The organism is Marinobacterium sp. LSUCC0821 (genome assembly GCF_012848475.1).
Classification (GTDB): domain Bacteria; phylum Pseudomonadota; class Gammaproteobacteria; order Pseudomonadales; family Balneatricaceae; genus Marinobacterium_E.
In genome coordinates this window covers 30,906-50,644 of sequence record NZ_CP051666.1, presented here as the reverse complement: position 1 = coordinate 50,644, position 19,739 = coordinate 30,906, and the positions used below count along the sequence as shown (strand labels likewise).

Here is a 19,739-nt window from a genome sequence, read left to right as displayed (position 1 = left end):
GGCCTTGAAAGATGGCAATGTAGCTCAGTTGGTTAGAGCAACGCATTCATAATGCGTGGGTCACAGGTTCGAATCCCGTCATTGCCACCATCTAGGGGTATAGCCAAGCGGTAAGGCAGGAGGTTTTGATCCTCCCATGCGCAGGTTCGAATCCTGCTACCCCTGCCATCTACTTTCATGACTTTTGTTGGCAATGTAGCTCAGTTGGTTAGAGCAACGCATTCATAATGCGTGGGTCACAGGTTCGAATCCCGTCATTGCCACCATTCCAGGGGTATCGCCAAGTTGGTAAGGCACGGGATTCTGATTCCCGCATGCGCAGGTTCGAGTCCTGCTACCCCTGCCACTTGCTATTCCAGACCATCTACAAAGTAACCAATCAATATTCTTGCACTGATACATCAAGACTCGAACCTGCGCAGCAGGGTCGATCCGAGCACACTTGTGTGCGACAAACATCGGCTTTGCCGATGGCCCCGAAGGGGTGAGGCTCACAGAGCCGAATAATCCTGCTACCCCTGCCATCTCTAGAACAAAGCTCTAAAACTAAATCTTGCTAAACTCTTCTTACGAAGCAAACTCGAACCTGCGCAGCAGGGTCGATCCGAGCACACGTGTGTGCGACAAACATCGGCTATGCCGATGGCCCCGAAGGGGTGAGGCTCAAAGAGCCGAATAATCCTGCTACCCGAAGTAATGGCAAATTCCGTTTTTCGCGGCCTTCCGCTACGCGGCAGGTCACTCCTACTTTCGTGCACCTGAATAGGTTTATTGTAAAACTGTGGGAGGGATATGCCTCGAAGAGGAATACCCCGATTGAATCGCTTCGCGATTCAAAAACAAAAAACCCCGCCGAAGCGAGGTTTAATAGTCATATTACCGATCACACATCCCGATCTCGGAACCCAATAAGATACAAAATCCCATCAAGTCCCAGCGTACTAATTGACTGCTTTGCATTTTCACGGACAAGTGGTTTAGCACGGAATGCGATTCCGAGGCCGGCAATCGATAGCATCGGTAGATCATTTGCACCATCGCCTACGGCAATGGTCTGTTCAAGACAGAGCCCTTCACGCTGCGCAATATCTCGTAATAGCTCAGCTTTACGCTCACCATTTACGACGGTACCCACAACTTCACCAGTCACCTTACCATCTTGAATATCTAGCTCGTTTGCGTAGATGTAATCAAAACCCAAACGGCTTTGTAGGTATTTAGCAAAATAGGTAAAGCCGCCCGATAGAATCGCTGTCTTATAGCCTGTACGCTTCAATTGACTGACAAGACGCTCTGCACCCTCGGTCATCTTTAAACGCGCTGCAACGCGCTCTAAGACGGACTCATCAAGCCCCTTCAGAAGTGCAACCCGACGTTTGAAGCTCTCATTAAAATCGATCTCACCACGCATAGCAGACTCCGTGATCTCAGAGACCTGCTCACCAACTCCCGCCTCTTTCGCAAGCTCATCGATAACTTCAGCTTCTATCAATGTTGAATCCATATCGAACACCACTAAGCGGCGATTTCGACGATAGATGTCGTCACGCTGAAACGCGATGTCTACGCCAAGCTCAGAGGCGAGCGTTAGGAGTGCAGTGCGAACATCCGACTCATCAGCCTGCATATCTCGCACAGAGAATTCAACACAGGCTTTAGCGCTCTCATTACTCTCTTCATCGACAGAGACGCGGCCAGAAAGTCGCGAGATGTTATCGATATTCAGACCGTGTGCAGCAGCAATATCTGTCACTCGAGCGATATGCTCAGCGCTAATGCGACGCGCTAGTAAGGTAATGATATGACGTGACTTACCCTGCCCCTCTACCCAACGTTCATACTCTTCAATTGTGATGGGTTCGAAGCGCGGCACCATATTGAGCTCATGCGCCTTGAACAGAAGATCACGTAACATCGGCGAGGATTCAGCCGATGCTGGGACTTTTATTAGCAGACCTAAGGATAGAGTGTCGTGAATAACCGCCTGGCCAATATCGAGCACATCCACACTGTATTTTGAGAGGATGCTCGTTATACCTGCGGTCACGCCCGGCTTGTCTGATCCTGAAAGTGTGAGCAGAATGAGTTCATTCATGGTCTTGCTGATAGTCCTAAACTGAATTTGTGGCGCACATTATACGCAACTCGTGTTATTTACGCTTCTTACTCGATGACTTTGAGCGGTTTTTGCCTGCTAAACTCACCGCTTTAACTGAACTTTTCTTGCCAGAAGAGATGGTACGGCGTACTCCAGATTTTTTAGCCGGACCATTTCTATCATCAGCCTTGCCGCCACTAGGTTTGTTCTCAAACAACCCCATTGCTAGGCGCTCTCGAACTGATGGTTTCTTGGTTGGCTTACTGCTCTCTGAATCAGTCAATTCAAAGTCGATCTTTCTCTCGTCTAGGTCGACGCTAATAACACGCACCTCAAGACGATCGCCCAGTTTAAAGACACGACGCGTTCTTTCGCCCACTAGACGCTGTTTACCCGCCTCAAATTGGTAGTAATCACGGGGCAATGAAGTGATATGAACCAGACCATCAACAAACAGATCATCCAACTCAACAAAGACACCAAAGCCAGTAACTGCGGAGATAACGCCTTTAAACTCTTCGCCAATCTGCCCTTGCATGTATTCACACTTGAGCCAAGAGACAACGTCTCGAGTCGCTTCATCAGCTCGGCGCTCGGTCATTGAACAGTGCTCGCCAAAATGGAGCATCTGTTCAGCACTGTAGTTCACGGCAAAGGCAGGGTTTTGCTTAAATTTATCAGGCCTTACCACACCCTTAACCTTCTTATCCTCATGTATTGCAGAGCGAATAAGACGGTGTACCAATAGATCTGGGTAGCGGCGGATAGGCGATGTGAAGTGCGTATATTCCCCATATGCGAGGCCAAAGTGACCATGGTTTTCCGGTGTATAGATAGCCTGCTGCATAGAGCGCAACATCATCGTCTGAATTAGATGACGATCTGGACGATTTTCGATCATCGTCGCGAGTTTCAGGTAGTCCTTAGGGTCTGGGGTATCGCCACCAGGTAGGTTAAGACCCAACTCACCCAAGTATGCACGTAGGTTTGTGAGACGCTGCTCTTTAGGCCCCTCGTGAACACGATAAATCGCCGGCTTCTTACGCTTCGCTAGGAACTTAGCGGTAGCAACGTTCGCCGCCAACATACACTCCTCAATTAGCTTATGAGCGTCGTTACGTTGGATAGGAACGATTGCCTGAATCTTGCGCTCTTCACTGAATAGGATGCGCGTCTCAGTTGTCTCAAAGTCGATTGCACCACGATCATCACGCGCTTCACGTAAACGATTGTAGAGTCCATGTAGGGTTTTAAGGTGTGGCAAGACCTCTTTGTACTGATCACGGAATAGTTCTGCTTCACGTGAATCTTCGATGCTCAACATCGCCCCAACCTTGGTATAGGTAAGACGCGCTTTGGAGTTGATAACCGCCTCAAAAAACTCGGCATCGCCAATCGAACCATCACGCTTAATGTTCAACTGACACACCATCGCAAGGCGATCGACCTGCGGGTTCAATGAACACAAACCGTTGGAGAGCAGCTCAGGCAGCATCGGTACAACAAACTCTGGGAAGTAGACCGAGTTACCTCGATTCAGAGCCTCCTTATCCAACGCTGAACCCGGTCGCACATAGTAGGAGACGTCTGCAATTGCGACCCACAAGCGCCAGCCGCCGAGACGTTTCTTTTCAGCATAGACCGCATCGTCAAAATCACGCGCATCTTCACCATCAATAGTCACGAACGGAAGATCACGCAGATCGACACGATTGAGTTTATCCTCTTCACGCACCTCAGGGGTAAGATCACCAATCTCTTGATGAATCGCATCACTCCACTCGTTCGGAATATCGTGATTGTGGATCGCTACTTTGATCTCCATTCCAGGCGCCAAATGGTCGCCTAGGACTTCAACTACCTTAGCACGCGCAGGCTGTCGCTTAGTCGGTTGTTGTACTAATTCAACAACGATCAGTTGACCATCTTCATACTTAAGCGCTTTGTCGGGATCCGGCATCACCATAATCTGACTGGTGATACGCTGATTTTCAGGAATGAGTGAGCCAAAGCCATTTTGGCCATCAAAACGCCCTACAACCTTCTTCAATGTGCGCTCTAGAAGCTCAATCACCTTACCTTCAGGCCGGCCTCGATGATCCTCACCCACCTTTTGAACAAGCACCCGATCTCCATCGAAGTACTCCTTCATCTGACGAGCGTTGATAAACAGGTCATCACCACCGGCATCAGGCTTCACAAAACCAAATCCATCTCTGTGACCAATAACGCGACCAGGAATCAGATCCATCTTATCGATCAAGCCATAGTTATTGCGGCGATCGGAAATTAGCTGACCATCACGACACATAGCCCCTAAGCGTCGACGAATCGCTTCAATATCATCCGGATGGGTGATTTTTAACTCTGCACAGAGATGTGGATGGCTAATTGGCGCGCCCCAACGACGCAAGAAATCAGCAATATATTCACGACTAGGCACTGGGCGTTCGTACTTACCCGCCTCTTCTGTCGCGTTAGGATCATTATCTTGCCAATACTTAGCCATCTACTTTTAATTCCATAATTATTTATTACTTAATACTAACCCGAAAAAGAAGAGCCGGCTATTTAGCCGGCTCTAGAGATAAGGATTTAAGGCATCTCGTCGATTTCGACGTTCTCTTTCGGTGGCGGTATCAAATCATCACGAGAAACGTTGAGCGCCAACAACAAGTTAGCCGCAACATAGATGGATGAGTAAGTACCAATCACAATACCGGCAAGCAGTGCGATAGAGAAACCACGAATTGTCTCGCCACCAAACACCAACAATGCAACCAAAACCAACGCAGTTGTTAACGAAGTCACAATCGTACGACTGAGCGTTTGCGATAGCGAAGAGTTCATCACCTCAACCGTGTTATCGGTACGCATGATTCGGAAATTTTCACGAATACGGTCATAGACAACGATGGTATCGTTCAACGAGTAACCTATCACTGCTAACACGGCAGCCAATACAGTCAGATCGAAGTCAAGCTGCATGATCGAGAAGAAGCCAAGGACAATTGTCACGTCATGAACAAGCGCCAGCACCGCACCAAGCGAGAACTTGAACTGGAAGCGGAACGCAAGGTAGATCATGATCATACCCAACGCCAACAGCATGCCTAGACCACCCTGCTCACGAAGCTCTTCACCCACTTGGGCACCCACATATTCGTTACGACGCAGCTCAAGCTCTGCTCCATCAACTTTCAATGCTTCAACGATCTTATCGCCCAATTTCGGGTCGTGGGTTTCACCTAATCGAATCAATACATCAGTACTTGAACCAAAGGTCTGTACCACAGCATCAAGGTAGCCGGCTTTTACTAGCTGCTCACGAATTTGACCCAAATTAGCTGACTCTTGGTAACCCACTTCCACCAAGCTACCGCCAGTAAAGTCCAAACCAAAGCGCAGACCGTTAACTGCTAACGAAGCTACTGAAGCGAGCATCAAAGCAATTGAGATTGCAGCTAGGACCTTACGAAGGCCCATGAAATTGTAGATTTTGCCATCTGCAGACATCACTAGACCTCCCTTACAGCTTAATCGTTTTAAGTTGCTTGCCGCCGTACACTAGATTCACCATCAGGCGAGTCACTAGGATTGCGGTAAACATTGAAGTAACAATGCCGACAGATAGCGTGATAGCGAAACCTTTAACAGGCCCTGTACCCATCGCAAATAGAATCACACCCGCCAATAGGGTAGTGATGTTGGCATCAAGAATAGTTGTGAATGCACGTCCGAAACCGGCATTGATTGCCGATTGAACCGGCATACCGTTTTTCAGTTCCTCTTTGATTCGTTCAAAGATCAGAACGTTGGCATCCACCGCCATACCTACGGTCAAAACAATACCTGCAATACCAGGCAGTGTTAGAGTTGCCGAAAGGATCGACATTACAGCGACTAGTATAACCAGGTTAAATCCAAGAGCGATGTTGGCAATCAAACCGAATACACGGTAGTACGCCAACATAAACAGCATCACGACAGCGAAACCGATTTGAACAGAGATCATACCCAGCTCAATGTTCTCGGCACCCATGCTTGGACCAACTGTACGCTCCTCTACAAAGTAGATTGGAGCTGCCAATGCACCAGCACGCAATAGGAGAGCAAGCTCTGAAGACTCTTGCGCACTATCCAAACCGGTAATTCGGAAACTGTTGCCTAGAGTGCTCTGTATGGTAGCAAGAGAGATGATCTTCTTCTCAACGTAAGGGATTCGTTTAGCGACCTGTGCACCATCGACAGTTTCCATCACAGTGCGCGCTTTGTGCTCAACGAATAGAACGGCCATGCGACGCTGAATCGCATCACGCGTCACACGACTCATCAACTGACCACCCTTAGAGTCGAGACTGATCGACACCTGTGGCTGGCCGTTTTCATCAAAGTTAGATTGTGCATTTGCCACGCTCGAACCTGTGATGATCACGTCACGCTCAAGGACTGCGGTACGTCCCTCTTCACTGCGGAATGGGTAGGTTTCAGTTGTCGCGCGAGATGCATCAGGCTTAGCTTCTAGGCGGAATTCAAGGTTAGCAGTTTTACCGATAATACGTTTAGCGGCAGCAGCGTCTTGAATACCAGGCAACTGTACAACAATACGGTTACGACCTTGGCGCTGCACTAAAGGCTCGGCAACACCCAGCTCATTCACACGGTTACGCAGGGTCGTGAGGTTCTGTTTGATCGCGTAGTCTTCGATCTCGCGAAGCGTCTGCTCACTAAGATTGATCTTCAAGCTTGAGTAGTTAGCCTCATCAAGATTGGTGATCATAAATTCAGGGAACTTGCCTTTCAGCATCGTCGCGGCACTATCACGCGTTTCCACATCAGCGAAACGAACAGCAAGTGTGCCGTCACCCATTGTCTCTACCTGACGGTAGCGCATACGCTCAGAACGCAGGTTGCCTTTGATGTCACTAACGTAAACCTCTAGACGCTGCGAAACGGCGGTCACCATATCAACTTCAAGCAAGAAGTGGACACCACCGCGAAGATCTAGACCTAGCTTCATTGGGCCGGCACCGATTGATGTTAACCAGTCAGGCGTCGTTGGCGCGAGGTTTAGAGCTACAGTGTATGTTTCGCCAAGAGTGCGACCAATTACTTCACGGCCAACTAACTGAGCTTCACCATCAACAAATCGAATCAGACCTGCGCCGTCAGCCGCTTCTGCCGCTTTATAAGAGATCTTACTCTCATCTAGAGCACGCGTTATGCGATCAATAGTTCGGTTATCGACTTTTACCTCTTGGCGTGTACCAGAGATCTGAACAGCAAAGTCATCAGGGTAGAGATTTGGAAGTGCATATAACGTTGAAACGGCCAACGTAATAATGACTAACAACGTCTTCCAAAGCGGGAAGCGATTGAGCATGGGGCCCATCCTTAGCGAAAACAAGGCGCCACCTTAAAGGTGGCGTTTTAACAGACTTATCAGGTATCGAATTAGATACCTTTGATAGTACCTTTTGGTAGTTCAGCAGCAACGTGAGATTTCTGGAACTTCATCTCAACACCGTCAGCAACTTCAAGTGCAACGTAATCATCAGTTAGACGAACAACTTTACCGATGATGCCACCTGCAGTGATCACTTCATCACCTTTCGCAAGACCACCAATTAGATTCTTGTGCTCTTTCTGGCGTTTAGCCTGTGGGCGCCACATGAAGAAGTAGAAGATAAGACCGAAACCAAGCAGGAACACAAGGTTAAACATACCAGGATCCAATGCACCAGCAGCAGAACCTTCAGCGTAAGCAGGGGTAATAAAGAAGCTCATTTAAAGCACTCCAAATAGTAGTCAAATTTAAGGGTTTGTATTATCAGCCAGCGGCGGTGTTTCTTGCCCACGCAGACGATAGAACTCATCAACAAAGGCGCTCAATTTACCTTGTTCAAGGGCGCTTCGCAAACCGGCCATTAAGTCTTGGTAATAATGTAAATTGTGAATCGTATTTAATTGCGACCCAAGGATCTCACCACACTTATCTAGGTGGTGCAGATAGGCACGGCTAAAGTTCTTACAGGTGTAGCAATTACACTCTGGATCCACCGGCCCTATATCCGTTTTATTTGCAGAATTTCGTATCTTAACAACCCCTGTTCGCGTAAACAGGAAGCAGTTACGCGCATTGCGAGTCGGCATGACGCAGTCGAACATATCGACACCGCGACGCACACCTTCAACAAGATCTTCTGGCTTGCCGACACCCATCAGGTAACGCGGCTTATCTTCTGGCATCTTGTAGGCAAGATGATCCAGAATTTTGATCATCTCATCTTTTGGTTCACCAACTGATAGACCACCAATGGCATATCCATCAAAGCCGATCTCAGTCAGCCCCTCAAGTGACTCGTCGCGAAGATGCTCATACATACCACCTTGAACAATCCCGAAGAGTGCTGATGGACTATCGCCATGCGCATCTTTAGATCGCTTCGCCCAACGCATCGACATGCGCATTGAGTCAGCAGCTTCCTTTTCCGTCGCAGGATAAGGAGTGCACTCATCAAAGATCATGACAATGTCTGAACCCAGCTTACGCTGCACTTCCATTGAGACTTCAGGGCTTAGAAAAACTTTCGAGCCATCAACTGGAGACTGGAAAGAGACACCCTCTTCTGTAATTTTGCGCATCTTGCCAAGGCTAAACACCTGAAAGCCACCAGAGTCTGTAAGGATAGGTTTCTGCCAATCCATAAAGTCATGCAGATCACCATGTAGCTCAACAATATCAGTACCCGGACGCAACATCAGGTGAAAGGTGTTACCTAACAAAATCTGCGCACCTGTCGCCTCAACATCACGCGGAAGCATACCCTTAACTGTACCGTAGGTGCCTACTGGCATAAACGCGGGAGTCTCAATCTCACCACGCGGAAAACTCAAACGACCACGGCGCGCTTTACCTTCGCTAGTGATCGTCTCAAACTTCATAAAACACTGACGGCTCATAAAACCTCTATACCTCAGCAGTGCGACGCGTTAAAAACATCGCATCTCCGTAACTAAAAAAGCGGTAACCCTGCTCAACAGCCTCTTTATATGCAGCCATCGTGGCATCATAGCCGGCGAACGCTGACACAAGCATTAAGAGAGTCGATTCTGGTAGATGAAAGTTGGTCACCAACGCATCCACTAAACGATAGCGGTAGCCAGGGTAGATAAAAATCTGGGTATCACCAAAGTAAGGCTCAATCTCACCGGAGGCAGAAGCAGATTCAAGCGAGCGGACACTTGTAGTTCCTACCGCAATCACACGTTTGCCGGCAGCTTTAGCAGCCTTAACCGCCTCACAAGTCTCTTCGGGAACTTCGATATATTCAGCATGCATCTCATGCGTCTCAATATCCTCAACCTTCACAGGACGGAAAGTCCCCGCACCAACATGAAGGGTAACAAACGCACGATTCACACCCTTAGCTTCAAGCTCTGCTAGGAGTTGCTCATCAAAGTGAAGACCCGCTGTAGGGGCAGCCACCGCACCTGGCTTACTGTTATAGACTGTTTGGTAGCGCTCACGATCAGATAACTGATCCTCACGCTTTATGTAGGGCGGCAGAGGCATATGACCACTCTGCTCAAGTGCGGCAATCAGAGGTTGGTCAATATCGAACTCAAGGTCAAACAGCCCATTCTGACGCCCAACCACTTCTGCATTGATACCGCCTTCGAAAAATAGCTTAGCACCCTCTTTCGGCGTTCTGCTTGCACGCAAATGAACCAAAGCACGCTTCTCACCGGTAACACGCTCTACCAATAGCTCAACCTTACCGCCACTCTCCTTTTCACCAAAGAGACGAGCTGGGATAACACGCGTGTTGTTGAAAACCATCAAATCGCCTGGCTCAACAAGATCTAGAATGTCACGAAACGAGCCGTGGACTAAATCACCACTATTTCCATCCAACCGCAGGAGACGACTATCCGTGCGATTCTCAAGCGGAAACGCAGCAATTAGCTCTTCAGGAAGGGCAAAATCGAAGTCACTCAGTTTCATGAAAGAGAGAACCTAAAAAATTGGGTGGCAAATGTTAACAAAAAAGAGCGAAAAAGGTCAGAGAAGATTGACCTATTCTAAAACCCGCTTATAATTCGCACCTTCATATTTCGCCGGTGTGGTGGAATTGGTAGACACGACGGATTCAAAATCCGTTGCCCTTAAAGCGTGTCGGTTCGAGTCCGACCATCGGTACCACTCTTAGTGGTGCTAGGAATATGAAGCAGATTGATTTGAAGAGGCACGATACCGAAAGGATCGTGTTTTTTTATGCCAAAATCCCTCCCTAAACTGCTACTCGCCGGACTCAATTTCGCTTAACTTTTACAACTGGATAAAATTTGATCAAAGTATGTTAGGATTCCCAGGCAATAAAAAATAAAAAGGGATAGAAATGCTTAACTTCATCAAACGACTTTTTGGCATAAAATCTGAGGCGGCTGCAGCACCTGCTAATAGTAGAACCGCTGCACAAGAGAACGTTTCAGAATCTCCAATTACTGAAAGTACAGTTAGTAAAGCCGAGATAGAACAAGCTGCAACTAAGCCTGAAAAAAATAGTTCAGCGCCAGCTTCCGATTTTAACGGCATGACCGTTAATCAGTTGCTTGAATATGCAGCCAAACATGGCGTCGAAGTTAAGAAGAGCTGGAGAAAGGCTAAAATTATTGAAGCTATTGAAGGGCATCAATAATCCCAGCAAGCGACAGACAACTAGGCTTAATTGTTATAGACCACAAGGGTTCAATAACATTTAGGCCTATCCCTCATTTTTTTACATCTAAAATACTCTAACCAGCCCCTTGGAATAGGCATTAAGCGTCACTTAATATGGATTAAGCCTTAGCTTAGGCCAATAAAAATATTAGGGAACCTTAGGGGTACAACAATGAGAAACCCGCTTTTCCACCCAATGACCTATGAAATGGTCAACGATAACGTGGTAAGAACACGTGCTGCATTTCTTTTCTTAGTCCCAGTCTCAATTCTTGTCATCTTCTACAACACCATCAACGGCTCAGCTTGGATAGTAGATTCGAGTACGATAGAGGATACCTGGGAGACAAACTTTGCAGGCCAAATAATCTACTCTGCAGAAATGGTGCGTCAGGTCTATGACTGGACTCCGCAATCTTTCGTGCTTCTTTATGTTCTATGGGAGATGATTTTAGGCCAAAGCCATAAGACTGCATGGATGTGTCCTCTCTTCTGGATTGCTGGTGCAATGAACCGCCACCATAAACCAGTCTACCGTCCTTACCAGCCTAAGAAATTTGCTTGGAAGATCGGCACTGCACTTGTTTTGGCTTGTCTATGCTTCTTCAACCCAGTCCCTATCGCAGAGGCTGTGAATGGCATCGCGGGGAGTGAACTATTATCTACAGTAGATAACTGGATGCCTCGCTGGACTCCTCTTGTCACAATTCCACTCTGCTTAACATTTATGTGGCTTGAAGCTGCCGCAGGCTGGTGTGCAGGATGCTGGCTTCACTCGATGCTGGTCAAAGTTGGCATTTTCAAAGATGAGTGCAAAGCCTGTTACGATTGATCAAATACGGAGGCATCGCCTCCGTTTTTTTATTCAAGAGGTCTGTGCCCTATAATTGTAACTTCGCGCTGAGGAAAGGGTATTTGAATATTGTGCTCTTTGAGGGCTCGCCAAATCATTAACAGCAGGTCGCCGCCCACGCGGTTCTCACCGTCATCAATCCCCTCCATCCAAAACTCAATTAAGATATCGATACCAGAATCTCCAAACCCCTTAATCTCTGCATCGGGCTGTTCATCCAAATCAAACTCTGGGCCGTGAATAACTTTAGGGTGGGATTTAAGAACCTCTTTAAGAAGTGGAAATAGTTGATCAAGATCTGTGCTGTAAGCAACGGAGATATCGATAGAATATCTTTGTCTGGGGTTTTTGTGCGTCCAGTTAATGAATGTGCTATTCATGAAGCGCTCGTTTGGCACCATGATATCCTTACCGTCATAGGTTTCAACGGTTGTTGACCGCATATTCATCTCCCTGATAGTCCCCTTCTTTCCATCTTCCAGCTCAATAAAATCGCCCACTGTCAGCGAACGATCTAGGAGCAGAATGATGCCTGAAATAAAGTTAGTAGCTATCGACTGGAGACCAAAACCTAAACCAACCCCCAAAGCACCACCGAAGACCGCCAATGCTGTCAGGTTTATACCCATAAGCTGCAAAAGAAGAACAAAAATGATGATCGCAAGCGCCACCTCAAATAACTTAGCGAACAGCTCTCTTGTACCAATATCGATCTCCTCTTGACGCCGAATAATTCTATTTCCGGCAGAGCGCGAGAGTCGACCTAACCAAAATAGAAGAGTGCCGAATACGATCATGCGCAAGATGCCGTATGCAGATACTTTAATATTTCCGATCTGAAGTGCGATTGTATCTAGGTAATGTGTGACATCTTCGAGGGCATCAAAAACATGCAAAATTGAAGCAGGAATCACTACCCAAATGATTAAATTTTTAATCAGCTTGTTTTTGACAAAATTTGAGATTATCGAGTAGAGCAAAAAGATAACTGCAGCACTTTCTGAAATCCGTAGAAGCTGACTTTCACCAACTAATTCCTGACTAATATCAACACTCAGGGCCAAAACGAGGATCTGTACGAATGGAAACACGAGGGGCTCAAGAGCAAATAACAGCCCTCTGAAACCCTGCGAGGTCTCTTCAGTCTGTGCAATCTGAAAAATGGAGCGCTGTTTTAAGAAATGAGCAACAGCAAATGCAATAACCCCCGCCAAAAACATGATTGCCAACTGTCCATAAAAGCCAGGACTGGAAAACCATTCCAAAAGCGTATTTATAACGAGATCAACCCAAGAGATGAAATCTTGACGAGTAAAAATCATATAGGTCTCAAAACTTTAAAATGTTCATTTTGTAGATCGCATCATACACTTTTTAAACAAGTGATCTCATTTAACTTTAAGTAATTGCTATACTATTGAGGGCAAAGGAGACAGTCATGGCAACAGCATCAGCGATTCACATTCTCGTTAAAAGTGAGAAAGAGGCACTCGACCTTCTAGAGCAACTCAAAAAGGGGAAAGATTTCGCTTCCTTGGCTAAGAAACACTCGATCTGCCCCTCCGGTAAACGGGGTGGTGCTTTAGGGGAGTTTCGTCGCGGCGATATGGTGAAACAGTTTGATGACGTTGTTTTCAAACGCCCAATTTTAAAAGTTCACGGTCCCATAAAAACTCGATTTGGTTTTCACCTAATCAAGACCCTCTACAGAGACAGTTAATAAATCCCTAATTTTAGGGAACTTTTTTAAATTTCCTGACTCAAATGTCACAAGAACAACAAAAACCACACACGATATTTGAGTAAAAAGAGTGAATTCATCTATTAAAGCCATCACTGCACTGCTTCTCGGAATCACGCTAACCGGTTGCTCGAGCGTGTCGAAAGATACTGCATGGACGATGTGGTCTGATGGTTCAGCGACTGCCAGTGTTGAGTGCGCTTCAGCGGTAGAGACGGTGGAGACACACGAAAACCTTAAACTTGGACGCCTTGTTGCCACCCCTATTCTATCTATCGCCACAGCTGGGCTTCTACCGGTGATCGTTGGTGCAAATGCAGCCCTTGATTATGCTGACCGGAAGAATGCTTCAAATATGATGGAGGCGTGTGGCAAAGAGCCCCTCAAAGAGGAGAAGATCCTTGCAGATGTGGGAACGAATACAGCAATCAACATCGCGTTGGGTTCAATTGATGTGGGTGGCGCAATACCGTCTGCTGTAACAGCTAACGCAACAAACTAATTACACCTCATCTAATAGTTTGAGCGGGTAATGTACCAGCTCACCACGCTCCACAAGGATACAGTCCATACCAGCGGCTGTTGCAGCCTGACGTCCTATCTCAGTATCTTCAAAGACCACGCATTTACTTGGATCAACGCCCATTAGTGCGGCTGCTTTTAAGAAGGTATCAGGGAATGGTTTTCCTCTCTCAACATCACTCGATGTTACGACATGCGTTAATTTGTGAAGGAGGTTTAAGTCTGTCAGGGTTTGGATCGCATCTGGACGGCGCGCACCCGTGCCAATTGAGATAGGTTTGACGCCTTGGTTTTGGTCCAAAATAGCGTTAGTGGCAGGAATGAGTGCTGGAAGTGATTTTATCTCCTCCCAAATCTCATACTTTCTTCCTGCAACCTCAAGAGGGTCATGATTAAGGCCATGCATCTCATTGAGCTGCACAACTATCTGGTAGCTTGGCACGCCACCCATCACATCAAAATAGTTGGGTTGCACCTTGTTGTAGCCAAATTCTGCGACAGCACGAACCCAAGCGGTACCGTGATCCCCCATAGAGTCGATCAAGGTTCCATCCATATCGAAAATCAGCGCATCATAACGACTTAGATCGACCATTGATCAACTTCCTATGTTGTCGAGTAGTGCAGTTTAGTATTTGTGTAAGAGTTATTTTGGTGCCAGGCGGTAGCTGTCGTGACAGGCAACACACTGTGAAGTTAGATCAGCCATTTTTGCGAAAATAGCTTGGGAATCTTCAGTAATTGCAGCATCACGAAGGGTCATAGATAACTCTTTAGCTTTGGTATGCATTCCGTGACCTAGCATCTGCATACCAGCAGGCATCAAATCACGAGCAGAGTGCATACCGTTTGCGCCATGTAAGTTACCAAAGCCTAAGTGAGTATCAATTATTTCAGCAGCACCCTCGTAATTTCCCTTTGATATTTCAAAGGTAGCGAGGTTGATCCCTCTTAGGTGATCTCGCATATTTTGCAGAGTGAGTAGGTATTCATTACGGGGAAACTGAACTAACTCACGTTTCTCTTCCATATTAGGCACTGCAGCTTCTGTCTGTCCCGGATGATGCATCGCAAAATGCCCATCGTCCATATTGTGACCATGCTTCATTTCCGCAACGACGGCTGTGGAAATTAGAGCTACCAAGCCAACCCATAGAGTGCGTTTCATAAAATACTCCTACTTATCGAATCACTATTGTTATCAGAGTTAGACTAAAAATCTAGAGCGTTCATTCAACTCTAGTAGCATAATAGCTATATCATCATTCAATTGAGTTATATCTCTTCTGGAGAAACCATGAACAAACTTATCATAACTGCTCTAACAACACTTTTAGCTATCGGTACATCTGCCGCACAAGCTGAAACGGATAACCTGCAAATGTGGGACAAGATGAACGAAGTTACCGTTCAGCTTGAAGATGGTCCGTTCACTATTACTCGCGTTAAAACACCTCCAGCGCTTATTAAAGGCTACTTACAACCTATGGTTCCTGCCGAAGGCGTTACACCAGTCGGTGAAATTGAACTGATACAGGCTATCGGCCAAAAAGACTCTCTTATTGTCGATATGCGCATGAAAGATCATGTTATTCAACTTGGTACGATCCCAGGTTCAATCAACATTCCTTACACTGAAGTTGCTATGCACATGGACCAGTTTGGTTGTGCTAAAAAGGGAGAAGGCTGGGACTGTGCTAATGCGACAACTAAGGTTTATGCATTCTGTAACTCAAGCACCTGTCCACAGAGCCCATCCGGTATTCGTGCAATGATTCGTGAAGGCTACCCAGCAAACCTAATCTACTACTACCGTGGCGGATACCAAGAGTGGACCATTCATGGTCTAACGACTGTTGAAGGCGAGCTATAACAGCTTCACTGAGCTTTACCAAGAGAGGCCAATTAGAGCCTCTCTTTTTTTCGCCGCTAGTTGGTTATAAAATGCACAGCATTAAGACTCAAGGCGAAATTAATGCTCAAGCAACTATCCCTTAAAACATCTCTTCTCATCGTTTTATCTATTATTGCTTCACTATCTGGAACAGTTTTTGCTGACAGCTCTTCACGTGCTTTCTATCAGCTCTCAGATCGTCCCTTAACTGCTTTAGATTTGGGCTTCTATCGGATGGAGTTAGATATTAATGAGCAACTACGCCCTGCTTTGGCCGATCTTTTAAATACACGTACTGAACAGGTTGCAGTTAGGGACTATCTAACAGTGGGTCAAACGACCGATATGGTTTTAGTCATAGAGGCGAGTTTAAAAGGGGCTTTTGATTCTGATCGCTCGCTTAATCAAGCAAAAAATCTCTGTGAAAAGATCACCAATGAGATGGCTGTCTTCTACTTCAAGCACCCTCTTTTCAAATATTTTGAGAGCAAAGACCCCTTTGCTGACAAAATTCCGAAGGAGCTGGAGGGGCAGTTAGAGGATGCTTTGCGCTTAAGTGCGATAGTTTCAACTGGAGCTGGATTACCAGAGCATCGCTGTATCCGTCCTTTAAATTTTATGACGCCGAACTAGGGCTTTAATCAAGCTCATTACAATTCAACAACTCGAGTTGTCATATCACTAATTGAGAAGTGATCTGTATCAGCCCAAGCTGGGAAGCTCTCTCTAAAAGAGTTTAATGCGTCAAGCGAGCAAACCGCGGAGGCCTCAGCCACTTCATTAGGCGTTACTGCACTTATTGCAGCTCCTTTGAAATCAAATACGGCACTGTCTCCTGAGTATGCAAGTTCATTGCCATCTTTACCTACCCGATTCACACCAACGACATAAGCCTGATTTTCGATAGCACGCGCTTTTAATAGTGCTGACCATGCATCGCTTCTAGCAGCAGGCCAGTTTGCAACACAGATCATCAAATCATAATCACCACGATTACGACACCAAACAGGGAAGCGAAGGTCGTAACAGATGATTGGCAGTATTCGCCAACCCCGCCAATGAATCACCGTTCGCTGATCTCCGGCTACATAATGGTTAGGCTCATCTCCCATTCTAAATAGGTGGCGTTTGTCATAGCGTGCTAAACGACCTTCTGGTGTTACGAAAATTAGGCGATTGCGAAACTCATCCCCAACCTTAACGCAGACGCTACCGGTAATCGCTACCTGCTGCTCCTTGGCTAGTTCCAACAACCAATTAAGCCTTGGACTAGGATCTGGTTCAGCACACACCTCTGGGGACATATTAAAACCCGTTAAAAACATCTCGGGAAGAACGACTAGATCAGCCCCTTTTGAAGCACGAATCTTAGTAGTGAAATAGTCCTGGTTTGCTTCAGGATTTTGCCAAGCAAGATCAGCCTGAAGGTAATAGATGTTTAAATTTTGCATAGGCGCTCTGCCGCTTTATCGATGGTCTCGTCAGCTTTAGCAAAACATAGACGAATACAACCCGTTTGCTGACCATTAGCATAGAAAGGTGATAGCGGAATGGCTGCCACTCCGATCTCATCGACCAGTTTTAAAACAAAATGATCATCCGGCAGATCAGAAATTGCAGTGTAATCAACTAACTGGAAATAGGTGCCGTTGGAGTCCAACAATTTAAAACCACTGTCTTTTAAGCCATTCGCAAGCCTGTCACGCTTTTGCATGAAGAATGCAGGCAAGGTTCGAGGATAATCTGGCTCTTCCGTCATATAGCTTGCCAATGCGTGCTGAATGGGGGTGTGGCTGGTGAATGTGACATATTGATGGACCTTACGCAGCTCTTTGGTGAGGGCAGCAGGTGCAACACAGTAACCCGTGCGCCAGCCAGTCACATGATAGGTTTTACCGAAAGATGAAACGATAAAAGCTCGCGCAGCCAATTCAGGATGGCGATTCAAACTTTGGTGAATCTGCCCGTCATATACAAGGTGTTCATAGACCTCATCACTAATAATTAAGATGTCGGTATCTCTTACAACATCAGCGAGGGCATCTAGATCGGAAGCCTTCCAAACAGTCCCTGTAGGGTTGTGCGGTGTATTTATGATGATCATACGTGTACGCGGCGTTATAGCATCACGCACCTGCTCCCAGTCCACCTCGAACGTTGGTGGCAATAGCTGGATATGAACAGGTATACCACCATTGAGTTCTATTGCTGGCTGGTAACTATCGTAAGCAGGGTCAAAAACAATCACCTCATCACCGGCACGAACCGTCGCAGAAACAGCTGAGTAAATCGCCTCTGTCGCTCCAGGGGTCACCGTGATCTCATTGGCGACATCTAGATCACGTCCATAGTAACTCTTCACCTTCAAGGCAATCTGTTCGACTAGCTTAGGAACACCAGCCAGCGGTGCATACTGATTATTGCCAGCAACGACCGCCTCACCTAATGCCTGCAACAGCTTTTCGGGACCTCGGTAGTCAGGAAATCCCTGAGAGAGATTGATAGCCTGCTTTTCAGCTGCCAGTGCTGACATGGTAGTAAAGATCGTCTCACCAACAGATGGCAGTTTGGTTTCCAAGTTAATCACACTGATGCTCCACTTAGCATTTTTGTCTTATTTAGAGTGAGTTTAATAAAACCGCACAGAATTCAAAACTCTCTTGTCACAGGTTCATTTTGTATCGCGAACTTGAGCTCTGACAGTATCTCAGCAATCTGTTCTCTCCCGGCTCGGTCATAGATATAGCCATCTATTCCCTCTCGTGCTCGTGCAACTCCGTTGAGTCCTTCGTGCAGCATGACTGCTCTCACTCTTGTTTGCTCAAGGAGTTCATCGTGTTGAATAGGCATACCGATAAATAGATCCCATTGGGAAGGCTGAGCCTGCCCAGAAAGCACCGATTCAAGAAGTTCGATCACCCTCTCTCGTGAGGGGCGATAGGTAGGGGCTTTACCGAATAGGAGTGCAAACACTAACGTGAGGGTTACAAGGAGGGTAATGAGAAATATTATAAGTAACTCCATCACCGCTCCTTAAGCACCTTTCCACACCTTTCCGATCATATCGGAATTATCAGTGCACCTTGTGCATCGGGTGTTCGTAGAGGTATTTGGCAGCTTTTTGAATGCGATCGAAACACTCAGCATCAGTGGTTGCGATCAACTTCTCATATTGACGCTGCTCCTTTCGATCCAAGGCCTTCCAGTCAGCTAGAATAGGGATATGTGAGGTGCGCTGATAGACCTCTTCAATAACATCTAATTCAGGAACCTGATGCAGCGTTGGATCTAGATTATCAATCATCACTTTTAGGCGCATACACCCCTCTGTCATGGTGATTTTGTCATCGTGAAGGATCGCGTTAGAGATCAACTTGATACTCTCCACAAGGTAGCGTTTCTGCTCTGCCGCGCCAGCAGCATAAGCCTCTTCTTTCGCCTTCTGCTCACTCAGACGTTGTTTACTTGCTCGTAATTGGCGATAGATAACGAAAGAGAGCCCTAAAATGGCTAGGCAGCAAAGTGCGATCAGTGTGTATACTAGTGATTCGTTCATATTGAGTTGTACGGTCTATCTACAATGTTAGTTCTTGATTCAAACGCAGGCGTTGGTCTTCTTATAGAGGAGCTCTACCTAAAACCGACTGGTATGTCAGCGTCAGAAGCTGCCGAGCTCTGCAAGCTACCCGAAGATGAGTTCAATGCAATTCTACGCGGAGAATTGCCAATGAACCACAAACGAGCGCTATCTCTCTCCCGTGGTTTCAACACCCACATCAGTTTTTTTCAGAACTACATTCCAAAAGAGACCAATGAATAGGAAAAATCCGCAAACTAATGTGGATTAAAGCCAAGTAAGCAGATACGACAATCGACCAGTAAAAATGGTAACATTGCCCGCTTTCA

General features: G+C 46.6%; 21 protein-coding genes and 5 tRNA genes. 12 read left to right on the top strand and 14 right to left on the bottom strand.

The window, feature by feature from the left end:
- Positions 1-13: 13 nt before the first annotated feature.
- The 4 genes from HH196_RS00255 (at position 14) to HH196_RS00240 (ending at position 346) form a co-directional block, all read left to right on the top strand.
- Positions 14-90 (top strand) — tRNA-Met (locus tag HH196_RS00255).
- A 3-nt stretch (positions 91-93) separates the two neighbouring features.
- A tRNA-Gln gene (locus tag HH196_RS00250) sits at positions 94-168 on the top strand.
- Between the two features lie 21 nt (positions 169-189).
- A tRNA-Met gene (locus HH196_RS00245) sits at positions 190-266 on the top strand.
- 4 nt (positions 267-270) lie between these two features.
- A tRNA-Gln gene (locus tag HH196_RS00240) sits at positions 271-346 on the top strand.
- A 537-nt stretch (positions 347-883) separates the two neighbouring features.
- Here the strand turns inward: HH196_RS00240 and serB are convergent.
- From serB to queA, 7 genes are all read right to left on the bottom strand, one after another.
- Positions 884-2,095 carry a phosphoserine phosphatase SerB gene (serB, locus tag HH196_RS00235; RefSeq protein ID WP_169450116.1) on the bottom strand — a complete coding sequence of 404 codons (1,212 nt, stop codon included), beginning with the start codon at positions 2,093-2,095 and terminating at the stop codon, positions 884-886.
- Positions 2,096-2,150: 55 nt separating this feature from the next.
- Positions 2,151-4,607: a ribonuclease R gene (gene rnr, locus HH196_RS00230; protein ID WP_169450115.1), complete on the bottom strand. Its 2,457-nt coding sequence runs from the start codon at positions 4,605-4,607 to the stop codon at positions 2,151-2,153.
- Positions 4,608-4,693: 86 nt separating this feature from the next.
- Positions 4,694-5,614, bottom strand: coding sequence for a protein translocase subunit SecF (gene secF, locus HH196_RS00225; RefSeq protein ID WP_169452255.1), 921 nt, complete (start codon positions 5,612-5,614; stop codon positions 4,694-4,696).
- A 13-nt stretch (positions 5,615-5,627) separates the two neighbouring features.
- A complete protein-coding gene (secD, locus tag HH196_RS00220; RefSeq protein ID WP_169450114.1) occupies positions 5,628-7,481 on the bottom strand; it encodes a protein translocase subunit SecD in 1,854 nt (617 codons plus the stop codon).
- 71 nt (positions 7,482-7,552) lie between these two features.
- Complete coding sequence (gene yajC / locus HH196_RS00215; protein WP_169450113.1) at positions 7,553-7,885, bottom strand: preprotein translocase subunit YajC; 333 nt, start codon at positions 7,883-7,885, stop codon at positions 7,553-7,555.
- Positions 7,886-7,912: 27 nt separating this feature from the next.
- Entirely contained in the window at positions 7,913-9,043 is a 1,131-nt protein-coding gene (tgt, locus tag HH196_RS00210; RefSeq protein ID WP_169452254.1) for a tRNA guanosine(34) transglycosylase Tgt, read from the bottom strand.
- Between the two features lie 25 nt (positions 9,044-9,068).
- Complete coding sequence (gene queA, locus HH196_RS00205) at positions 9,069-10,106, bottom strand: tRNA preQ1(34) S-adenosylmethionine ribosyltransferase-isomerase QueA (protein ID WP_169450112.1); 1,038 nt, start codon at positions 10,104-10,106, stop codon at positions 9,069-9,071.
- A gap of 112 nt (positions 10,107-10,218) precedes the next feature.
- Here queA and HH196_RS00200 point away from each other — a divergent pair.
- The 3 genes from HH196_RS00200 (at position 10,219) to HH196_RS00190 (ending at position 11,655) form a co-directional block, all read left to right on the top strand.
- Positions 10,219-10,304: transfer RNA gene (locus tag HH196_RS00200), tRNA-Leu, on the top strand.
- Positions 10,305-10,500: 196 nt separating this feature from the next.
- On the top strand, positions 10,501-10,800 hold the full coding sequence (locus HH196_RS00195; protein WP_169450111.1) for a hypothetical protein: 300 nt from the start codon (positions 10,501-10,503) through the stop codon (positions 10,798-10,800).
- Between the two features lie 195 nt (positions 10,801-10,995).
- The gene (locus tag HH196_RS00190; RefSeq protein WP_169450110.1) at positions 10,996-11,655 is read left to right on the top strand and encodes a DUF4395 family protein; all 660 of its coding nucleotides are present in this window, start codon (positions 10,996-10,998) and stop codon (positions 11,653-11,655) included.
- Between the two features lie 29 nt (positions 11,656-11,684).
- Here HH196_RS00190 and HH196_RS00185 read toward each other — a convergent pair whose 3' ends face one another.
- Positions 11,685-12,998 carry a mechanosensitive ion channel family protein gene (locus HH196_RS00185; RefSeq protein WP_169450109.1) on the bottom strand — a complete coding sequence of 438 codons (1,314 nt, stop codon included), beginning with the start codon at positions 12,996-12,998 and terminating at the stop codon, positions 11,685-11,687.
- A 116-nt stretch (positions 12,999-13,114) separates the two neighbouring features.
- Between HH196_RS00185 and ppiC the strand changes: the two genes are divergently transcribed.
- The gene (gene ppiC / locus HH196_RS00180; protein ID WP_169450108.1) at positions 13,115-13,396 is read left to right on the top strand and encodes a peptidylprolyl isomerase PpiC; all 282 of its coding nucleotides are present in this window, start codon (positions 13,115-13,117) and stop codon (positions 13,394-13,396) included.
- A gap of 91 nt (positions 13,397-13,487) precedes the next feature.
- Positions 13,488-13,919: a hypothetical protein gene (locus tag HH196_RS00175; RefSeq protein WP_169450107.1), complete on the top strand. Its 432-nt coding sequence runs from the start codon at positions 13,488-13,490 to the stop codon at positions 13,917-13,919.
- Here the strand turns inward: HH196_RS00175 and HH196_RS00170 are convergent, their stop codons facing one another.
- Together HH196_RS00170 and HH196_RS00165 are read right to left on the bottom strand one after the other, a co-directional pair.
- Entirely contained in the window at positions 13,920-14,534 is a 615-nt protein-coding gene (locus HH196_RS00170) for an HAD family phosphatase (RefSeq protein ID WP_169450106.1), read from the bottom strand.
- Positions 14,535-14,585: 51 nt separating this feature from the next.
- Positions 14,586-15,107, bottom strand: coding sequence for a cytochrome c (locus tag HH196_RS00165; RefSeq protein ID WP_169450105.1), 522 nt, complete (start codon positions 15,105-15,107; stop codon positions 14,586-14,588).
- A gap of 129 nt (positions 15,108-15,236) precedes the next feature.
- On the opposite strand from HH196_RS00165, the gene HH196_RS00160 reads away from it, so the two are divergent.
- Entirely contained in the window at positions 15,237-15,812 is a 576-nt protein-coding gene (locus tag HH196_RS00160) for a rhodanese-like domain-containing protein (RefSeq protein WP_169450104.1), read from the top strand.
- Between the two features lie 102 nt (positions 15,813-15,914).
- Positions 15,915-16,466, top strand: a complete 552-nt coding sequence (locus HH196_RS00155; RefSeq protein WP_169450103.1) for a hypothetical protein — start codon at positions 15,915-15,917, stop codon at positions 16,464-16,466.
- Positions 16,467-16,483: 17 nt separating this feature from the next.
- Here HH196_RS00155 and HH196_RS00150 read toward each other — a convergent pair whose 3' ends face one another.
- The 4 genes from HH196_RS00150 to HH196_RS00135 form a co-directional block, all read right to left on the bottom strand.
- Positions 16,484-17,284, bottom strand: a complete 801-nt coding sequence (locus tag HH196_RS00150; RefSeq protein WP_169450102.1) for an amidohydrolase — start codon at positions 17,282-17,284, stop codon at positions 16,484-16,486.
- Entirely contained in the window at positions 17,272-18,420 is a 1,149-nt protein-coding gene (locus HH196_RS00145) for a pyridoxal phosphate-dependent aminotransferase (protein WP_211160795.1), read from the bottom strand. The genes HH196_RS00150 and HH196_RS00145 overlap by 13 nt, the downstream gene beginning before the upstream one ends.
- Before the next feature lie 62 nt (positions 18,421-18,482).
- Positions 18,483-18,857: a hypothetical protein gene (locus tag HH196_RS00140; protein WP_169450101.1), complete on the bottom strand. Its 375-nt coding sequence runs from the start codon at positions 18,855-18,857 to the stop codon at positions 18,483-18,485.
- A gap of 49 nt (positions 18,858-18,906) precedes the next feature.
- Positions 18,907-19,389: a DUF2489 domain-containing protein gene (locus HH196_RS00135; protein WP_169450100.1), complete on the bottom strand. Its 483-nt coding sequence runs from the start codon at positions 19,387-19,389 to the stop codon at positions 18,907-18,909.
- Between the two features lie 24 nt (positions 19,390-19,413).
- On the opposite strand from HH196_RS00135, the gene HH196_RS00130 reads away from it, so the two are divergent.
- On the top strand, positions 19,414-19,653 hold the full coding sequence (locus HH196_RS00130) for a hypothetical protein (protein ID WP_169450099.1): 240 nt from the start codon (positions 19,414-19,416) through the stop codon (positions 19,651-19,653).
- The last annotated feature ends 86 nt before the right edge of the window (positions 19,654-19,739 follow it).